Source organism: Bacteroidota bacterium, assembly GCA_039111535.1.
GTDB lineage: Bacteria > Bacteroidota > Rhodothermia > Rhodothermales > JAHQVL01 > JBCCIM01.
This window is the reverse complement of record JBCCIM010000118.1, coordinates 1-20,631: the sequence shown is the minus strand read 5'-3', so window position 1 is coordinate 20,631 and position 20,631 is coordinate 1. Positions and strand designations below refer to the sequence as shown.

General features: G+C 51.1%; 11 protein-coding genes. 5 read left to right on the top strand and 6 right to left on the bottom strand.

The features are described from left to right. The coding region (locus tag AAF564_16980) for a hypothetical protein (protein ID MEM8487250.1) at positions 1-917 on the top strand (917 nt) is incomplete at its 5' end. Positions 918-1,093: 176 nt separating this feature from the next. Here AAF564_16980 and AAF564_16975 read toward each other — a convergent pair. Together AAF564_16975 and AAF564_16970 are read right to left on the bottom strand one after the other, a co-directional pair. Further along, the gene (locus tag AAF564_16975) at positions 1,094-2,560 is read right to left on the bottom strand and encodes a DUF5723 family protein (GenBank protein ID MEM8487249.1); all 1,467 of its coding nucleotides are present in this window, start codon (positions 2,558-2,560) and stop codon (positions 1,094-1,096) included. Positions 2,561-2,632: 72 nt separating this feature from the next. After that, positions 2,633-5,401: a hypothetical protein gene (locus tag AAF564_16970; GenBank protein ID MEM8487248.1), complete on the bottom strand. Its 2,769-nt coding sequence runs from the start codon at positions 5,399-5,401 to the stop codon at positions 2,633-2,635. Between the two features lie 360 nt (positions 5,402-5,761). Between AAF564_16970 and AAF564_16965 the strand changes: the two genes are divergently transcribed. The 4 genes from AAF564_16965 to AAF564_16950 all read left to right on the top strand — a co-directional run bounded on the left by AAF564_16965 (position 5,762) and on the right by AAF564_16950 (position 14,004). After that, positions 5,762-6,196 carry a DUF4783 domain-containing protein gene (locus AAF564_16965; GenBank protein ID MEM8487247.1) on the top strand — a complete coding sequence of 145 codons (435 nt, stop codon included), beginning with the start codon at positions 5,762-5,764 and terminating at the stop codon, positions 6,194-6,196. Between the two features lie 132 nt (positions 6,197-6,328). Then, the gene (locus AAF564_16960; protein ID MEM8487246.1) at positions 6,329-10,486 is read left to right on the top strand and encodes an ATP-binding protein; all 4,158 of its coding nucleotides are present in this window, start codon (positions 6,329-6,331) and stop codon (positions 10,484-10,486) included. 169 nt (positions 10,487-10,655) lie between these two features. Next, positions 10,656-11,006 (top strand): hypothetical protein, encoded by a 351-nt coding sequence (locus tag AAF564_16955; protein ID MEM8487245.1) that lies wholly within the window; start codon positions 10,656-10,658, stop codon positions 11,004-11,006. A gap of 385 nt (positions 11,007-11,391) precedes the next feature. Next, positions 11,392-14,004 carry a T9SS type A sorting domain-containing protein gene (locus AAF564_16950; GenBank protein ID MEM8487244.1) on the top strand — a complete coding sequence of 871 codons (2,613 nt, stop codon included), beginning with the start codon at positions 11,392-11,394 and terminating at the stop codon, positions 14,002-14,004. A 36-nt stretch (positions 14,005-14,040) separates the two neighbouring features. Here the strand turns inward: AAF564_16950 and AAF564_16945 are convergent, their stop codons facing one another. The 4 genes from AAF564_16945 to AAF564_16930 form a co-directional block, all read right to left on the bottom strand. Continuing rightward, on the bottom strand, positions 14,041-14,541 hold the full coding sequence (locus tag AAF564_16945) for a hypothetical protein (GenBank protein ID MEM8487243.1): 501 nt from the start codon (positions 14,539-14,541) through the stop codon (positions 14,041-14,043). 37 nt (positions 14,542-14,578) lie between these two features. Beyond that, positions 14,579-15,574, bottom strand: coding sequence for a porphobilinogen synthase (gene hemB, locus AAF564_16940; protein ID MEM8487242.1), 996 nt, complete (start codon positions 15,572-15,574; stop codon positions 14,579-14,581). 10 nt (positions 15,575-15,584) lie between these two features. Continuing rightward, the gene (gene cysS / locus AAF564_16935) at positions 15,585-17,093 is read right to left on the bottom strand and encodes a cysteine--tRNA ligase (GenBank protein ID MEM8487241.1); all 1,509 of its coding nucleotides are present in this window, start codon (positions 17,091-17,093) and stop codon (positions 15,585-15,587) included. Positions 17,094-17,463: 370 nt separating this feature from the next. Further along, on the bottom strand, positions 17,464-18,690 hold the full coding sequence (locus AAF564_16930; protein MEM8487240.1) for a hypothetical protein: 1,227 nt from the start codon (positions 18,688-18,690) through the stop codon (positions 17,464-17,466). Between the last annotated feature and the right edge of the window lie 1,941 nt (positions 18,691-20,631).

Genomic DNA, 20,631 nt, shown 5'->3' with positions numbered 1-20,631 from the left:
GGGGTGCTAGCGAATTCAATACATGGTTTACCAACGTGCAGGATTCTGATCCGGGCAACGAAGGTTCTGCCGGACATGCAAGCCTGACCCTTCAGAATGATCTCTACGGTGCTGGATTTTCTTTCACGAGCGTGGATGAAAACTATCGTCCGGCGCTGGGCTTTGTCCGCCGCCGCGATATGCGGGAGTATGAAGTCGAAGCCCAGTATACGCCTGTTATTGAATCAGAGGCATTGCCGTGGCTCCGCAGATTCAATGTATTTAGTGATTATGAGTACATTGAGGGGCAAGATGGTGAAAAGCAGAGCACTGAATTATCAGCCCTGTTGTTTGCCCAGTTTAGCCGGCGGGATAACATCGATTTGTTTTTTGAACGCAATTTCGAGCGGCTGGAAGTGCCCTTCTTTATTCAGGCGGACACCGAAATTCCGGCCGGTGATTACACCTTTACACAAGTCGGCCTCGGAGGAGAGACCGACTCAAGTCGGCGGATGTACGGGGGCGCGAATCTGAGCGTTGGTTCGTTCTTCAATGGCAACCGGACGGATATCGAAGGCAGCTTTGGCTTTCGCCAGTCGCAGTACCTGCAACTTGAAGGTTCTATCAGCCATTCTATTATCGACCTGCCCGTTGCAAACGGAGAATTTGATGCGACGACCCTGTCGTTGTCTGTGCTTGGCGCCCTGAATCGTAAGTTTTTCGCCAAAGCACTTGTTCAATACGACAACTTCTCGCGCGACTTGCAGGCCAACATCCGGTTCGACTGGATCCATACGCCGGGGAGCGATCTTTTCCTTGTGTTCAACACGTCGTACCACTTTGCCGGCGACAACGAGATCCTGTTTGATCCCCGACGCGACGTCTTCCTCAACAATCGCGTAGGCATTGCCAAACTAACCTATCTCATTCTGTTGTAGAAGCGGAATGGCATTGTTGATATAAAAAAGCTGATGCAAAAAACGCCCGACTTCATCGAAGTCGGGCGTTTTGTCTAATCCCTGGTTACCAGTTTTAGTGCAACCCCAAAGAACTTGCAACCTTCAACCAGTAACCTTCAATCAGCAAACAAAAATCCGAAGGGATTTAGGCTGCGTTAAATGCGGAAGTTCACCAGCGACAGGCCAACCATATACCGGCCACCGCCGCCCAGCAACGTGGTGTTCGGCGTAGCCGCAACTCCAATGCTGAGATCATACACAGGTGTCTGAATACCGAAGCCAAACGCTGCCGTGAGTGCGCCATCACCGCCAAAGCGGACGCCCGTACGGATCGGGAATGAGTAGCGGCGGCCAGGATGAAACTCAGTACCAATGTGAAAAGAAGGCTTCCGAGACAGGTTGCCGGCGGCGCTATTGAGGCCGAGTGATGTCCCGGCATTTACCACAAACAATCCGCGCAACGCGTGCCAGGAGCCGCCGGCATGGAATGCAGTAGGCAGCGAGGTTTTGAATGCACCCGGTGTACGCTCTACTTCTTCGTACGCATCTTCGACAAGGGTAGAGAAGTAGTCTTCAACGTAGGCGCCAAAGTCGCCGTCGTATTCATTGTTGACGCGATCGAGATCTAGGTCGAGCCCGTCAAACTGAAAAGTGGACCCGGATGGTGAAACCGCATCCGCGTTTTTCGTCCAGTTAACAAATCCGATGTCGGTTACACTGGCAGACACGAGGAGGTTTTTTGATACCTCGTGGGTTGCGCCCAGGTCCAGGCCAAAGCCTTTGCCGGCAATGGCAGAAAACGGATCGGAGAAGTCGGAAGGTGTAGCGTCGGTCAGAAATCCTGACGACTCAAAGAAATCTACCGCTTCGCCGATTTCTTCGTTGAAGTTGCCGGCCAACTGGATGTTGTAGTCGAAATTATGGGTAATAGACCCATCAGCCAGCTCAACGTATGAATCCATGTGGGTACGGGCATAGTTGAGGCCGAGTACCAGTTTAGGTGCAATACCAATGGCCAATCGCGGTTTTGAGAACAGTTTGCTAAAGCCGGCAGAGACTTCGGTCATGGCTACGGAACGAATGTCCATATTAACAGGGAAAGAGCCATCCTGGTCGGTGCCGACAAGCAGCAAGTCAAACAGCCCGCGGCTAAAGCCGAGTTGGGTGTAGGTCCGCGTACGAACGCCAAGGCCGGCGCCCCAACCATAACCCCGAAAGGCTACAGCCAGTGGCACTACTTCAGCGGATACGCCGAGAGAGCGTATTTTGCCTGAAGAAAGCGGCCCCATCCAGTCTGTCAGAATATCCTGCATCTCTGATTTAGAGAGGTCGTCTCCTTGCGTAAAGGAGTCGTTGTAATGGGAGAATTGCACCAGGTTACCGCCGCCAAACGCCTGGACGCTGCCGAGGGTCATCACAAAACGTGACCCACGTTCATCGAGCCAGAGGTTGGCCGGGTTGAAGAACAGGGCATCGGTGTCGCGGACAAACGCCGGGCCACCGCCTGCTGTGCTCAGCATGCTTACACCTCGCATGTCACTCTGCGCACTGGCATGCCGGGGCAGGCCGCAGAAGAGCAGGAGGAGTCCTGCCAAAAGGAGTGGGGTAGTTGCGTACTTCATAACTGTACCACGTTGTATCTAATAAAAATTGTGGGAGCGTAGTTGCTGCAGATTACCGTGCTTAACAGCCGGCTATTGCACTTCAATAGACAGATCAAATTTGCCGAGCAGGCGAATCTGTATGGTGTCAGTAGCACGCAGCGTGGCAGGGACGCCATCGTTTGTGTTGATGCGCATGTTGAGGCGGGCGTCGGTGCCAGCGCTCATGGCGCGGAGTTGTGCATCGGTCACGCCAATTTCCAACAGTTCGGTACGCGTATCCGTAGCCAGGCCGGCCTGATCTGCTTCAGCAGGTGCAAGTTGGAAACTGGTGCCTGCAGAGTCGGGCATGGTGGCAATCACCTGGCCGGCTGCATTCAGGAACTCAACGCTCAAATCTACACCCACAGGCAAGCCGGTGGTGTATTCAAGCATCAGTGTGCCTTCATTCACCGTCACATCAGAATCGTCGTTGGTGAAGTCTTCCAGGCTCGACAGATCTGCTTCAAAGGTTTCGTCGATGCCAAAGGCGCCTGAGAAACTGAGCGGGATGCCGGCTGAAATGTTTGCAGCAATCGTAAACGGTTTCTGTAATTCAACCAGGCCACCATTCATGCCCTGCACAAGCCCTTTGCCGACGTAGCGGAATTCTTCGGGAATGGCACTGATGAATTCGTCGATGGTTGAGTTTGAGGCGTTGATCTCAACAACCTGCGTCACAACCTCCGACGTTGTAGGAGCACCTGGTATCACGAACTTCATCAGATTCTCAGGCGCTACCGGGCTGCCGTTGAGGACAAAGTTGCTGGCCAGGGTATCGCTCGCCGAGACTGCAAATTCGTTTTTCCCGCTGAGATACGTGAGTGAGCCATCTGCTTTTACACCAACCATGGCAGCGTAGAAAACAATATCAGCACCAAGGTTTGTGTCGATGTTGAACGTGAACTGCGTACCGTTGAACGAGAAGTCATCAAGTTCATACTCATTCAATTCTTGCAAGCTGCCCAGGTCCATCACTTCTGCTTCCAGATTGCTCATGACTTCAAGGACGCCATCGCCATTGACATCTTCCGTAAGGTCGATACTTGTTGGATTCATGATGGCAGAGACGCGGGATACCTGCAAAGCCTGCGGGGCCAGCGAAGCGATGATTTGGTCTGATATGTTCAAGGACGTTTCTTCACCGCCTTCACTAAGCGCAAACACATTGTAGTTTGCTGAATTATTGGTCGGGTAGATTCGCACACCGCTGAGGTCAATTGGAATGTCACGCAGTGTGGTTGCACCAGACAACTGGCTGAACTGGAAGGACTCAGCGTTATTTGAGCTACCAGAGAACTCGATCACGAGCGAATCAGCTTCGCCATACGGCGATACGCGGAAGCCCGGGAGGCTAAAGCGAAGCATGTCCATGTCGAGATTCATTTCGTTGGTGATTTCCTCGATAAGCAGGGTACCAGATTCCAATTCAACAAACTCCTGTCCTGACTCAAAACTGACGTCATCTACGTCAATATCGATAGAGCCTTCACTGGTAAATACTTCAGCTTCAGGGACAAAGTAGAGCTCGTCTACTGCCACATTGCCTACAACAGACGTGTACAGGCCATCGTTTTGACCTATGACTGCGCTCGAGGCGGTGCCCGGACTGGAGGCCAGGACGTCGACCTCGATGTTACTTGAAATCACTGCACCATCCAGTGGGAAGACGAGGTCAACAGATTGGCCTTCCGGGATATTGGTACTCGTTCCTGGCGCGAGGTCGCTGAGGTCGAGCATGATACTTGGTGCCGGTGTAGTGCCAACATCAGTAAGGTTGCGGACGGTGATTTCAGTCAAAGTGACGTCAAATGCCAGGTTGTTTGCAATGGAAATGGTGATGTTTCCGCCGGCGGCAACGATCCCTGAGAACGCAGTCTCGCCACCCAATGAAAGGGCATCTCCTGACGCATCAATGTCACTCTGCGCCGGAATGGAAGTCACGCCCGTTTCTGCGTATTCGAGCGGACGAACAAGCGTGCTGATTTGTACACCAGCAGGATCGTTGGTCATGGGCGTATCGCCTTCCGTAGTACTGATTTCAAGTCGATAGACTGCGTTAGAAACCAGCAAGGCGCCATTAATCGCCATTTCAGCCTGCGCTGATTGGCCCGGGGCAATGGTGTTCGGGAATCGAACCTGTGCAATTTCAACGGTTGTGCCGTTCTCCTCTTGCTCAAGCACAAGAAGCGGCGGATTACCGGATCCATCCGTGAGGGTACCCGAGACCAGGTTATTGTCGAGTGTGAATTCAAACCTGTTCACATCGGTTGTTGCATCCGAAAGGCGAACAGACTCAACAGTGACACCTGAAAGGTTGATCAGGTCTACTGAAGGGGGGACAAGGACACTACCAATCGGATAAGACGGCACGGTCGGGTTTACAGGGGCTGCCCCGAGGTCAATTTCGGGTGACACAAACAGGCCTACTTCTTCGCCAAAAGTGTCGGTCTCAAACTCCTGGTTTTCGAGCGAGCCAATGGATACCCCAACAGAAATAGGATCGAGCGAAATTTCGCTAATCAGGTCGTCGAGGTCGCCAATTTCTAGTTCGTCGAGTTCCTGGTTGATCAGGAGCCGGCTTGTTGTCGGATCAACTGTAAAAAGTGTGTCAAACGAAGACTGCGTGGTATCGATAAGTGCTGTGTAGCCCGACTCATCAGGGCCCAACAACACAAACGTTCGATCAAGAATCAGCGGAGCTTTTACGCTGGTTTCGAAGCTAAAATCGGGGCTCTCGGTTGGGATGTCACAACTGCTAAGCAGCAAGATCAGGCCAATGCATAAAAATGCCTTGGTAGAGGCTTGTTTTGCGTGTACCATAAATATGGGTGGTTGTGCTGTGCACATCAGTGGTGCCCGACCAGGCTATTGGTTCGGGGAATAGACGTACAGAGGTTTGGGCCAGCTTGGGCCACGAAAAACCACTGGGGGGTATGCACAGGCCTATGACTCATGAAAAAAGTGGGCAGTAGGGATATCGGTTGCAGATGCTGAAGCTTTAGGTCGAATGCAGGACAGAGAGGACAGGGTGTCCATGAAAAGTGACACTAAATCGGACTAATTTTGGGCAATTGAAGAGAATTCGGCCATTTGTCGCGTAGAGAAGCAAGTGGAAAGCTTTTTGCGCCCATGCAAGTGGACCCATGATAAATGTATCATCTGGGCATACCGTAAGAGATAATGTCAGGAATAAAGCAGTTTTTTATATATACTTGTTTTGTAGGCGTGTTTGCCTTGTTTGCCGTCCCCCAAAGTCTGGCGTATGCCCATATGCAGACCGATCCGGAGGAGACCATAGCCATGGTGCAGCAAGCTATCGCAAGCGGCGATGCAAAAAAGATTTCCAGGTTCGCGAGCAACTACACCGAAGTTTCCATTGAAGGAGCAACAACGTTGTACAGCCGGGCCCAAACCGCATACATACTGAAGGCATTCTTCAGAGACCATCCACCCGAACGGTTTTCGTTTCAACACAAACTCCGGGTTGGGAAAGATTGGTATGTACACGGTCGGTACTGGAATCGCGGGAAGTCATCCTATCGCATGGAATTGACCATGCATTGGAATGGCAACCAGATGGAAATCAAAAGTATCAGTATTCACCAAACAGGGTGACCATACCTGTTGATGTACCGTGTCACCCCGATGCGGCGTCTTCAGATGTACTGTGTCACCCAGCCCAACGCGCTACAGCCTTGTTGCACTTGATGCGATGACTGGCGCGTGATGTCACCTATGCAAAGCCAGATGCCCGAGGCAAGACCTGACCTGCAACGCCCAGCCGGCGATATGCCGCGCTGGCAGCTTGTTGTGCTTGTTTTGCTCGTCTTGCTGCTGGCAGCTACGACGATGCTCAAGCAATACCGGCTTGGGCAGGTTGCTGGTGATACCAGCCGGCAGCAGGTGCGCATTGTTGAACAGGCTTTTGAGACCATCAAAAAAGACCTGGCAGGGCTCCAGGATGATTTGCTCGATGAAGCCCAGAAAATTGCTTCACGCAAAGAGATTGTAGAATCGCTTGATCTGTATAGCCAGACAAATGACCCGGCAAGCCTGCAGCGGCTCATCCGTTACTTTACTACCTATAAAAATGCGGAAGACGGCGCCGTAGAATTGTACACCGCCGCACCGCGCCTCCTCGCCTGGAAAGGCTTCAGCCTCTCAACCGGAGAAGCCCTGCTGAAGCCCGACTTTTTGAATACAGCGCACATCGAAGCCATTGACGATGAAGGGGTGCGCGAAGCCTTGATTGCCTGGCAGCCCGTTATTAGTGACGGACGCACCATCGGGGCGGTACGTGCGGTGCGGCTTGTCGGTGCAAAAATGCCGGTAGAAAACCAGTTTTTGCAGAGTTACAGCCTTTCAGATCGATGGCGCCGGCTCACCCGGTTGCCCGTCCAGGCCTGGGTGCAACAACAGGTTTCGCTTACAGAACAAGAACACGCTGAAGGTCGCCTTTGGCCCATCACCGATGTTGAAGGGCATACCCTTGGATCGGTCTACATTGCTTTTCCGCGGGCAGACGAACTCCAGGCCTCCATTGAAGAACAATTCAGCGATATACAAACCGTATGGCTTGCGCTCATGGGCATGTTGCTCATGTTAATGTGTTTTCAATGGCTTCGCCGGCTGCCTGTCACCGGGCAGCCCACCAGCAAGTCCATCAGAATGGCATCCGTGCAACTCTTTGTGCTGACCTTCTTGCTGGTCGGCTTCCGATACGGCATGTTGTTATTCGATGTCCCGGCGCGCTGGCAACGCGGGAAAGCGCCGCTGGCGCCGCTTTTTGATCCATCCCATTTTGCCTCAGATTTTGGCGGCGGTGTGATGCGTTCGATGGGGGACATGTTTACCACGGCACTGGTTGCAGCCATTTTGGCTGCGTTGCTGTTGCGTTTTGCGCGCCAGGTAGGGGCCGCGCTTGCCCGTAGACAAGTTGAACTGGCGCTGCCGGCACGGGTTGCTACCGTAGTCGGCATTGCTTCTGTTGCCACCCTGATCATCAGTGTACTGATTCACGTACTTGCGCTGTTTGTGCACCATGCTGTGCTCGACAGTACACTCGACTATTTTGCGCGCACCGGATTGTTGCCTGACCGCCTGGTCTTCTTTGTGTTTTTCACAATGATGCTGGCAACCATTTCCATTATGGCGATGTTGCTTGGTGTTGCGTGGCTTGCTGCGCAACTCATGTTACGCTATTGGCCGGCATCTCACGGCAGCCGGCGGCGCTGGGCGCTTGCTGGCATCGCCGGCCTGTCAACAGCCTTGATCTATTTTGGTAGCATTATGGGGGGCAACGCTGTGCCCTGGACCATCTGGCTGGGATTCTGGCTCGTTAGCTGGGGCGGGGTCATTTTCGTTTCTGAGCAACCCGAGCGGATCAATGACTGGATGCACTTTCGCGGCGCCTTGCTCGGTATTCTGCTCCTCACCATCCCGCTTTACATGCTGTTGTATCGGGGTATGGATGTGCAATTGCGTAACCGGATGGTGGAGGCAGCCAGTTCGTTTGATACGGGTCGCGATCCGCGCGTTATTTTTGCCATCGAGCAGGCCCTGTATGACGCCGCTGAAGATGCCGTTTTGCAAAACCAGCTATTGGCTGCTGAAGTGCCTGTCGTTCGCCTTGATACCATAGCTGAAAGCCTGTATCGCGGCTCTTCGCTGGTGTCACTGCTTACATACGATGTGAGCCTTACCGTTTTTGATGCCAATGAAACGCCTGTTGGCCGCTTTATGGAAGAGGCGCCTGATCTTGATGTTCGTGCGCTGGATCAGGAAGATGCGCTGGAATTTCTGTTGTTGAAATCCATGTTTTCGGAGAGTGGATCGGACAGCATGCTTGTAGAGCAGGTCACGGGCCGGCGCGAGCCCGACCGCTTCCAGTATGAAGGCCTTGGTCCTATCTTTCATGCGGATAGCCTCCGACAGGTGGGATGGGTGATGGCACGGGTTGAGCCCAAAACGCTGCTCCGCGATGAAGGCAAACTCTTTCCGAAAGTGCTGCTGCCAACCGGGGTCAACCAGTTACGCGGCAATTTCTCGCTGGCCGAGTTTCAAGACCACGTTCTTATTCGCACATTTGGTTCAGATTTTGGCCGATACCGCATGCAGGAGCAGGTATTTGATGCCTTAAAATCGCGCACCGAGTTCTGGCAAACCGAGTCGTCGGGCGACAAAGAATACCTGACCTATTACAGGCAGAAATCGCGGCAGGGGTTTTCTGGAAGTGTCACCCAGGTTGCCCCAGTTACTACCTCAATTATTGCGGTACGCTCTTCGATTATCAACCTGTTTGACCACCTGTATTACCTTCTGCGGATGACCGTTGCCGGCATCATGCTGGGTGGCCCCCTTTATTTGCTTGTGCGGCTCTGGTGGTTGCGGCATAGGGGATGGAAACGCACCCGGTTCAAGTTCAAAGACCGCGTTTTGAATGCCTTCCTGGTTGTAGGGATGCTGGCTGTTGCTGTTGTAGGCGTTATTGGGCTTCGGGTTGTGACTGCGGAGAATGAAGAAGCCATTGAAAGCTGGATCAAGGAGCATCTGAACAGGGTGGAGGAGAGCCTTGCGTTTCAAGCGGAGTTTGGCGAATTGCCTTCGAGTACATTGGCCCGGGTAAATGTAAATGAGTTATCCAACCAGGTCGGACTCGACTTGAATGTCTATCAGGATAAAAGCCTGGTAAAGACAAGCCGGAGCCAGTTGATCAAAGATCGCCTCATCGACGAGCGCCTCCCCGTTGAAGCGTACTATGCCCTCAATTACGAAGGGGCGCGCCACGCGTTTATTCCGGAGAATGTGGGTGAATTTGAATACATGGCCGGTTACCGCGTGTTGTCTGATCGTAACGGTGAGCCGGCGTATGTGATTTCGGTACCCACGCTCCCGGAGCAGGAGCGCATCAAGGAAGAGCGCGCGCGTACGGTTGCTTATTTGTTTGGCGCATTGCTGTTGCTGGTCGTGACCATTATGCTCACCGCTTCGCTGCTTGCCAATGCCCTGACGCGTCCGATTGGTCGCCTGCGGCAAGGGCTGGAAGCCGTGGCACGGGGGCGGTTTGAGCGCGCATTGCCTGTAGATACCAAAGATGAAATTGGGGAGTTGGTGCAAACCTTCAACGAGATGCAGGAGCAACTGGCGGATAGCCGGCGCAAACTGGCCCAACAGGAGCGGCAACTGGCATGGCGCGAAATGGCACGTCAGGTGGCGCATGAAATTAAAAATCCACTTACCCCGATGAAGCTGTCGGTGCAGCACCTCCGTCGTTCTTTCCAGACGTTGGATAACGGCACATCAGCTGACAAGGGCGGCAAAGACGAGCGCTTCAAAAGCCTCTTTGAGCGTATTACCGTCACCCTTATAGAACAAGTAGACGCGCTCGCACGCATTGCCAACGAGTTTTCATCCTTTGCCCGTTTACCCAAGCGCATCCTGGAGCCCCTCGATCTGAACGCTGTGCTGGAAGAAGCCGTAGCGCTCATGCAGGAGCAAGAAGACGCAGACATTACTGTCGCCCTGCATCCTGAGCCGCTGGTGCTTGAAGCAGATCGCGAAGAATTGCGGCGTATCTACATCAACCTGATCAAAAATGCGATAGAAGCTACACCGGAAGACAGGGTACGCAAGGTCAGCGTCTCTACCGCCTTGTTGAACGGGGAGGGCAACGACCAGGTATGGGCCTACAGCGCGATTGCTGATGAAGGCAGCGGCATTGCTGCTGATGTACGCGACCGGATTTTCGAACCCAACTTCTCTTCCAAAACAAGTGGCACCGGACTTGGGCTCGCCATTGTGAAAAAAGGCATCGAAGACCTCCACGGTGAAATAGGATTTGAAACCGAAGAGAATGTTGGTACAACGTTCTGGATCCGTCTTCCGCTTGTTGACGATGAAAAGTGATCCATGTTGATGAGGGCTGTGCGGTAGGAGATTTTTACTGTGTTATTATTCTCGCCGGCGTTTTGGAAAAAGTAGATTTCCTGTTAAGGGTCATCTTACTTCACCGATGATTACAATAGGGCCTTTGCTGGTCATCCCCCGCGTATTCATCTGTCAGACCCAGAACCGTATGCGTATCTTGATTTTGCTTCTCGTTTGTTTGGCCAGCGGCTGTGCCGGCGCTACGTCCGTGCTAGAGACCTATGAAACAGAAGACCTGGTTGTTGTTGAGCACAACGCATACAACAACTACATGCTCATGGTCTACAAAGACCCACTTGGCCAAACCCGCCAGGTGCTGCGTCGCAACGGCGTTACCGAAATGGTCGTGCAGTACACAATTGATGGCAACATTACAGTAAAAGCCCGCGGCAAAAAAGAGCGGCAGATCGAAGTGATTGAAGCCGGCCACATCACCCAGCGTATCAACAGCCTGCTGCAGGCCAAGTCATCAGAGCAGCGCGGGTTGGCGAGTATCTAGGGCAACCTGGGTTAATGCGAAGCCGGCGGCGCGCATCTGGTTGCTACCTGACACCTTGCTCTCCGCCTGACAAAAATTCCTTTCTATGCCTTGTTACCAGGTACCCCAATTTTGCATACGTTCGGACGCAGCGAAATAACAGGTCCATGCAGGCATGCTGTAGCAGCGTTTTTCCTAGTTGAAGGAGGGATTATCCCCACAATCATGGCTTTTAGCGAAAAGGAAAACTTATACGCGCGTATCCATATCTCCATTAAAAAGAAGCAGTTTTGTGTTAAAATAGGGCTTCCTGGCTCGTTTCTTCTAAGCTGATAAATTTCTACTCAGCGCATCTTAATCGCCTATCCATCAGGGATTAATTCTCCTGCTCAACGTATACCTGTCAATGAACAAACTTCGATGTCTCCTCGGGGCGGTCTGCTTTTTATTTGGCGGACTTGCGTCTGCCTATGCACAACCTGTTGTGCCTGATTCCGGCATGGTGCCCACGACCCCAAATACGCCCCATGCGTTTTCGTTTGCTTTTACAGACGTTGCATTCGATGCTGTAAAACCCCATATGTACGTTACCTCTGAAGCGAACAAACAGTTCTATCAGATAAACCTCGCCACCGGACTGATAGAAAAGTTTTTTGATTTTGAGTTGTTACCCGGCCCTATCACGATTACCCCGGATGGCAGCATGCTTTATGTGGCATTGCATACGGAAGATGGTAATCCACTACCAGGAGATTCAAGCGATGTAAAAGGCTACATTGCTGCGTTTGATTTGAATGAAGTAATCAAAACACATCAGTACGGTATCAATGAGAATCCGTATGATCTATTAGCAACTGATGATGGCCACATTTATGCTACTACCGGTTCGTCATCTCCTAGCTATCTCCGTAGCTACAGCGCGAGTGATGGGGTTGAGGTGAGTCGTTCTGAAAGCCCCAGACGTTCAAGCATCAAGTTGCACCCTTCTCAGTCCATTATCTACGGAGCCGATCAAACTACCGCGATTCAACACTGGTCGCTCGAAAGCGGGGTAATCACGGATCACTGGAGATCCCCTTTTCATAGCGGCTTTGAACCCATGTTTGAGAAATTTTATATAAGTCCGCTCGGGGATCACCTGATCACAAAAAACGGAGACATCTACACAACTTCCCTTAACCAGGAAGATGACCTTGTGTTAGTAGATGAAATTTCGCCTTTTATGGTCATGTTAGATGCTGTTTTTGACACCGCGCGTTCTGCTTTTTTCTGGCTCGAAAAAAGTGTAATTGAATACGCAAATATCGAAAACTATCAGATCCTTGATGAAATACGGATGACCTCTGGTGTAGAGTCCTTGGGGGTCCATGGTGATTCTTTATACGTGGTCAGAGACACGTTTACAGGAATGACTGAAGTGTTCAGGTATCTAAATCCGATGCTGGGCGCAGAAAATAGCACATCTCCAACAGCAGCATTTAGTGTCAGTCCTGAAAGTGGGTTAACAACAACGACGTTTACGTTTGATGCTTCAACGAGCATAGATGCAGAAACGCCAGCGGCAGAACTCCTGGTCCGCTGGGATTGGAACAGTGATGGCCTAATCGACACGGATTATACGACAGAAAAAGTAGCCACAAACTTTTTCTCACTGGAAGGTGCGTACGATATTACGCTAGAGGTTCGTGATGCATACGGTTTTACCACAACAGCAACGCGTACGCTCAACATCACATTTGGAGAGGATGCCGGAGCGGCAGAAGTTACTGAACACAAACCTTTTCAATATCCTTTAGAATTTACGGATATCGTGTTCGACCCGGTCCGCCCGTATGGCTATATCAGTGCTGGTTCTGAAAAGAAAATCTATTTCACCCATTTGGGTACTGGGCTGATTGAAAAAGAGTTTGTTTTTGAGTTTTTCCCCGATGCTCTTTTTCAAACTCTGGATGGGACAAAATTGTATGCCTTGCTCCTGACACATAGGCGTTCAGCATCCCTGACCAACGGCGAGACGCGCACGGGCATCATCGCTGAATTTGATCTCGACCGCCAGGTGAAAACCAATCAGTATGCTATCGACATGGATCCTTTTGATCTTGTGGTATCGTCTGAAGGGTATCTGTATGTTTCTGCTAGCGATGATCAGTCTAACGAATCTACCAGACGGTTTGATGTGACGAATGGGACGTTCATTGACGAGATTGACATAGGAGAAGATAAATATCTCGATCTACATCCGGACGAAAACAGGATTTATGCCACAGATAGATATACGCCATTTGACGGCGAAATCCTTCAATTAGGGCTCACGAATGGTGAAATAACGAGTCGCTGGGGTATGCTATACGACCAGAATATCGAGTTAGGCGGTAGATCCTTTATCAGTCCAAAAGGGGATAAGCTGGTTACAAGCAGGGGGCTCGTTTTAACGTCATCACCAAACGAGCCGGAGGATCTGCAATTTATAAACAAGCTTGCAAGCAGGGGATTCAGTCACGCCGCCTTTGATACCCTGAGTTCCGTCTTGTTTATGGCCTCGGGGCCCTCTGTTTATGCGTATGACCTGGAGCAGTATTCCGAGATCGACGTGCTGCCGGCTGCAGCTGTAGTCGAATATGTGGGGTTACACGGGGATTCGGTCTATGTGGCTATGCAGGATACCCGGGCACTGGCCGTCATTCAACGCTATCTGCACCCACTCATTGAGCCTGTTGATACGGACATAGAGACATCGACGATAGACATACCTGATCAACACAATTTATATGCAAATTATCCCAATCCCTTTAATCAATCCACAACCCTGAAATTTGGATTACGCAATCCGTCGCAGGTGGTCATCAAAATTTATAATGTGATGGGCCGGGAAGTAGATACCCTTGTAGATACCCACATGGGCGCCGGCCACCATGCGTACAAATGGACCCCGGACAACCTGAGCGCCGGCGTGTATTTTGCGCGCATGACCGCCGGCAACGAGTTCACCAAAATCGTCAGGTTGATGTATGTGAAATAGTCGCCGACAGGGGTGATGCGAGCACCCACAGGCATGCTACTCCGCCATATCCCGGAAGCCGAAATAGTGCAGGACGTACCGCATTTTCTCTGCCTTCTGCGCCCCAAATCCTGGCAGAGCTTTGATGCGCTTTTTGATGGTATCGAAGTCAGCACCGTCCGACCAGATGCCTGAGGCATCGCCGTTGTACTCTTCCGCGATAATCTTGGCTACGGCCTGTGTGGTGTCTGCCATTTTGTTCGTGAAGCGGTGGACGGCCGGCTGCTCAGCAAATAAGGCTCGAAATTTTTCGTCGTTGTGCGCTGCAATTTTTGCCATATCGAGGTGGCCAAGTTTGTCGTGCAGCCGCTTGGGACCCATGAAGGCGTACTCCGCCCGCACGCGCTGGTCGTACAACAGGCCAAGCAGGGCTGCATTGGGATCAGCGCTAACGTACGCATCTTCAGCTGCATCACCGGTGAGGGTGCCTTCCTCTTTAAAACGGTCCATCATACGAACCAGTCCGCCAGCCATGTGGCTGTAATCAAGGTGCTTCATAATCGATAGGGAATTTGTGTAATAGGGGGAATTCAGGTTATAGCCACTGGGCGAGGTCTTTGGCGAAGTAGGTCAGGATGACATCCGCGCCGGCACGCCGGATGGCCGTTGTAGATTCCAGGATGGCTTCTTTTTCATCCAGCCATCCCGCTTGTGCCGCTGCTTTGATCATCGCGTATTCGCCACTCACATGGTAGGCCGCTACGGGTACATCAGCGACTTCGCGGAGCTGGTAAATGACGTCGAGGTAGTTCAGCGCCGGCTTGACCATCACCATGTCCGCGCCTTCTTCAAGGTCGAGCAAGGCTTCACGAACTGCTTCACGGCTGTTGGCCGGGTCCATCTGGTACGTCTTTTTGTGCGCCGGCACATCGCCGGCAGACTTTGGCGCCGAGTCTAATGCTTCGCGAAACGGACCATAAAAAGCCGACGCATATTTGGCGGTGTAGGCGAGGATGGCAATATCGCTATGGTCTGCATCATCGAGCGCTTCCCGTATGGCGGCAACGCGGCCGTCCATCATGTCGGATGGTGCGATGATATCAGCGCCGGCATCAGCCTGCACAACGGCCATGTTGGCAAGGATTTCTAGCGTCTCATCGTTCTTTATTATACCTTGTCGGACGACACCATCGTGTCCGTCTGATGAATAGGGGTCGAGGGCCACATCGGTAATCACAAGCAAATCGGGCGCGGCCTGTTTAACAGCGTCGATGGCTTGGGGAAAGAGGCCTTGCGGATTCAAACTTTCGGAGCCCGTCGCGTCTTTTAATGCATCCGGGATCGAGGGAAAGAGGGCAACAGCAGGGATGCCGAGTTTATGTAGTGTTAAGGCTTCCTCAACGACAACATCGATACTCATCCGGTATTGGCCGGGCATGGCATCAATCGGTTGTTTTACGCCTTCGCCCGGTACAACAAACAGCGGGGCGACGAGGTTGTCGGTGCTAAGTCGGGTTTCGCGGGCGAGCCGGCGCATGTTGGCAGAGCGGCGCAGCCGGCGCGGGCGGTGGTACGGGGCAAAGGGGGACATTGCATCCATTTTAAATGCTCAGTTTTCTACTCCATTTGGTGCCTTCCGGCGTGTCTTTCAATTCCACACCCATGGCATCGAGTTCATCGCGAATTTCATCCGCCCGCGCGAAGTCGCGTGCATTCCGTGCAGCTTTTCGCTCAACAATCAGTTGCTCAACTTTCTCAGCGATGGGGTCAGCCTCAGCCGTATCAAATAGTTGTGCGCCATTGTCGTAGCTGTAAATACCCAGGAGGGCATTGACGCCATCCAGCCATTTGCGCGAACCCGCTGCCGCGTCAGCCGACAACGTTTTAAATCCATGGATGAGTTTGGCGCCTTCAAGCGCAGCAGCTATCGCCAGCGGCGTATTCAGGTCATCGAGCAGGGCGTGGAGTACGCGGTCGTAAATGGCATCGAGTCGTGCGCTCAAATGGTCGTCTCCAGCTTCGCCGGCAGCAAGCGCTTCGGTGACCTTCTCATCTGCACCGCGGAAGCGGTCGACAATACGCGCGCAATCTTTCAGGTTTTTGAAAGTGAAGTTGAACGGTTTGCGGTAGTGCCCGGAAATCAGGGCGAGGCGGAGGGCAAACGGGTCGATGTTTTTGCCGCCTTCTTCTGCCGGCGCAGTCAGCTGCCGCACCGTAAAGAAGTTGCCTTTGCTTTTCGACATCTTCTCGCCTTCGACTTGCAAGAAGCGGGTATGCACCCACATGTCAGCAAAGGTGCTGCCGGTCAGGCCTTCTGCCTGGGCAATCTCGCATTCATGGTGTGGGAAAATCAGGTCTTCGCCGCCGCCGTGCAGGTCAAAATGCTCACCGAGGTATTGCATCGACATCACAGAGCACTCGATATGCCAGCCTGGAAAGCCGCGGCCAAACGGACTGTACCATTGCATGAGATGCTTCTCATCCTTTTTCCATAACGCAAAGTCACGGGGATTCCGCTTCTCGGCATCTACAACAATATCACGCACCGCTTCGACAAGGTTGTCTTCCGACTTGTTGCCGGAGAGTTTGCCGTAATCTTTAAAGCTGCTTACGTCGAAGTAGACGGCATTTTCGGTTTCGTATGCGTGGCCTTTCGCAATCAATTGCTCAATGGCTTCAATCTGCTGTGTGATGTGCTCGGTTGCACGGGGGCGTACATCGGGCTCGTGCATATTGAGCGACTGCCAGTCTTCGAGCAGCGCTTCGGTGTAATAGCGTGCCAGGTCCCAGACATTGATAAACTGCTCGCCTTCTTTGGATTTGAGCGCGTTTGCCATTTTGTCTTCGCCAGTTGCATCTGCAACATCATCTTCTGTGAGATGGCCCACGTCAGTAATGTTGCTCACATAAAGTGCATCCCATCCAATCCCTTTGGCTACGCGTAAAATAAGATCACCCGTGAGAAATGTGCGGAAGTTACCAATGTGGGCGTAAGAGTAAACGGTCGGGCCACAAGAGTACATCCGAAGTTTTCCAGGTGTCCGGGGTTCGAGCGTTTCTATGGAATTGCTCAGGGTATTAAAGAGCTGAAAGGGAGGATGCGAGGCCATGCAACCGCGTGGAAATAGGTTTTGAAAGAGGATAGCTTGTAATGTCGCGCTTATACAGGGCGGAGGCTACAATGTGCCTGTAACAGGTATATTTATGGGTTTAAGGTATGGTGCTTGGGTGGCTTTGTCGTGAGGGTTGAAATGTAGGTGGATCAATAGGCGCTCCAAAATAACACTAAAGGTAATGCTAAATCTGGTCGTGTTTTCCTGCTTCCATCTTCTGAAAGTGGAGCCCCCAGGTTTGGGCAATTGCCAAGTGTTTTCGTCCATATTATGGACGAAGCTTTAACCAATGCAGCCATGCCCCTGGAATCGGGCATGGCTGTTTTGGTTTAGTTTGAATTGGTTACAGAGAGGGAGAAGTTACTGGTTATTCAAACTTAACAACATAAAGAAGCGAATTCTTGAAGCCATCAACCGCATAAAGATTACCGTCTGCATCAAATGCCAGTGACGTAAACGCACTTCCAGTAGTCCCCAAAAGAAGTTCCCATCTGTTAAAGACAGTCCAAGATGTTCCGTCCCATTTCACTATGCTTCCATTTCCCCCCGAATATACGTTGCCATTACTATCAACCGCCAAAATATAAATCCTTCCAAGCTCTAAAATTTCATCCATTCCCTCGACAAGTGCTAACCATTTAGAGCCATTCCATTTGGCAACAGTATTAACCTCCGTGCCGTCCACTTTGGTGAAGGGTCCTGCCGCATAGAGGTTGCCGTTGTTATCATTAGCAACCAAGCCATATTGGTAAGTCAGGGCATCAGCATCACTGTTGCCTCCTGAATCGAAGGGACTCCATGTTGTACCATCCCATTTTGCGAGATCTATTTCAGGTTTGCCGCTACTTGGTCTCACACGCCGCACCAAGAGATTGTTATCGCTATCTACCGCGAATGTTGAAACAAAAACGGTGCTTGGCGGCATATAAGCTGAGCCTAAACCTGTCCACTGAGATGAGTCGATGTCCCATTTCGCAAGACCTTGACCTGTTCTGATACCTGTAAATCTGTCGTAGTGCACGTAGAAATTAAATCCTTTGATGTAAAGGGAGGTCCCGTGAATTGCTATGCCAGTAACGTATACGTTAGTCCCCTGCCCCATAATTCCTTCTCCCAGAGCAGACCATGTACTACCATCCCATTTTGCTATGCCTAAGACGCGATTGCCACCGGCTTTGGTAAACAAACCGGCTGCATAGAGATTGCCGTTAGCGTCCATTGCCAGCGCTCTAACCTGATCATTCACGCCCTCGCCAAGCGCAGTCCACCTGGTACCATCCCATTTTGCCACATTATTAACTGCAACGTCACCTGCTTTCCAGAACCATCCGGCGACATAGAGATTTCCATCTCCATCAAATACTAGATCGTATATGCCATTGCCCTTAAGTCCATCACCAAAAGCTGTCCATCTGGGCTCTGCGGCTGGTTCAGGCTCGTCCACCGGTTCAGGATCATCCACCGGCTCAGGATCATCACCAAGAACGCGAGGGTGAAATTGCCTTTCTGGGTTCCTTGAATGGACACACATTTTCACGGTCAAATGCACTGAATGCACGTCCAATCCCGGGAAGCTAAGCAATACGTGCGTCATCAGGATCACGTGACCCCGGGAGGCCATGTCTTTGAGGCGTCGTATCGCAAGTATTCCTTCTTCGATTATGGCGAGACCTGGCTAGTTGGAATCAGGGCTTCAGGCTCTGTCGATACGGCCACACTTGTTTTTTTGGTGCACTTGTCCTTTAAGTTTGTGTCAATACTCTGTCTCACCTCCCCTGCTAAATAGCACACATGGAAACTTTGCGATTAGAGACACTGGCGGCAGGGTGCTCGTCCAGCGAAACATCCCTGATTTGGACACTGAGGAGCCTGGGTGTTTCTGTCATGCCTTGAGAAACGTCCAGGATAAACTCAGAGATCAGCTGAACGTGTACAGGAGTCAGTATCAGGCAAGCTCCACAAGGATGTTCTCAACGAGCTGCTTGCCCAAGGGCACAGACCAGCATTTGAGGCTCTATTGCGCTTGCAGAAGAAGAAATAGAGAATATTGTTCTCAGTGAGCTCCAGAACAGAGACTGCCCGTTAGAAGCACGTGACCAGCACAAAAACATCAGACCGCATTGAACTTACTTCAGTCCCAGGACATTCCAATTGAATCCAACAGCACTAGTCATCAATGAGACAATCTTGGATTCCTGAAGGGACGATGACAAGCGATATCAAAGAGGCGGGTATAACTATTTGTACTGGGCAAGCAGCTCATGAGGCAGAGCGAAGTAATGAGAGAACAGCAGTGTCCTCCAATGTCTTGCCTCCAATACAATACGAATATATGTATATGCAAAACCCAGAGCACAGAGAACACCAAAGCCATATGCTCAGTCATCTCCGAAGGAAGACAATGACATGATTCCCTTACCTTGTCCTGCATGACAGTAGGGTCTCCACACAAGAGTGACAGCAACCGCAGCAGCTTGGTGTGCAACTGCATGGCCATGTCAGCACACGATGGGATACCAGACTGGCTGGCTTCACTAAAACACAAACGAAGAGAACAAGAGTTTGTGTACATCGTTAAGTACTAAGAATGCATCACAGTCAGAATATGAATGATGAGCTACCCAAGCTACCTACCAGCCACTGGAATCAACACTAGCATGCTTACAACCAGAGAAAGAAAATAATTGCTATGACAGTTCAGATGACCTAAGAGAGAGAACTGGATTCTTTGACAAAGCACAGGGAAACGAACGCAAAACTAGCATGCTTAGTTCAAAATTTTAAACCAAGAGAACCATCGTGATCAAAAGAAGCTGTTACTTTTTCAGCCACTTTTCTTCCTAGTACCTACTTATAGTTTCAACCACTACGTGCAAAAACTGCAACACCAAAACATTATGGATCAAGCACATACTTGTAGTGGCGTATGATAGCAGTCCAGTCCAGTACCGGAGCAAAACGGCCCAGAAAAAGAAAGCACTCCCTTGGATGATCATTGTGAAGCTGAACCAAAGAAGGAAGCAAAACGAATTTCTATCAACAATACAAGCTACAGTGTGTTTCAATTCACATCAGTCTCTGATTAAATCACAGAGAAATTCAAAGATTGGGAAAGATCAAAATGTCCACTAAAGATTTCCAGAATTTGTTCTTGAGATATTCATGTATGAAGACTATTCAAGAGCACTTATTTATGAGGCTGTGATATCAATGAGACTTATAAAGTCAAAGAATGCACACAATCCTTAAGGCATTGAAAGTTTGCTGCGGTGTCTCAGCCTTGTTTTCAGTCAATATCAGAGGAAACGCCTAGTTCCAAAGTGAAAGAAAAAATAGAAAATTCCAGTGAATGCAAAACAGAGAAGAGAAAATGCTGTGAAAGGATTGACGGTCAACTTGGGCGAATGTCAAATTGCCTTCAAAGGCCTACAGCAGCAGCAGCAGCAGCAGCAGCAGCAGCAGCAGCAGCAGCAGCAGCAGCAGCAGCAGCAGCAGCAGCAGCAGCAGCAGCAGCAGCAGCAGCAGCAGCAGCAGC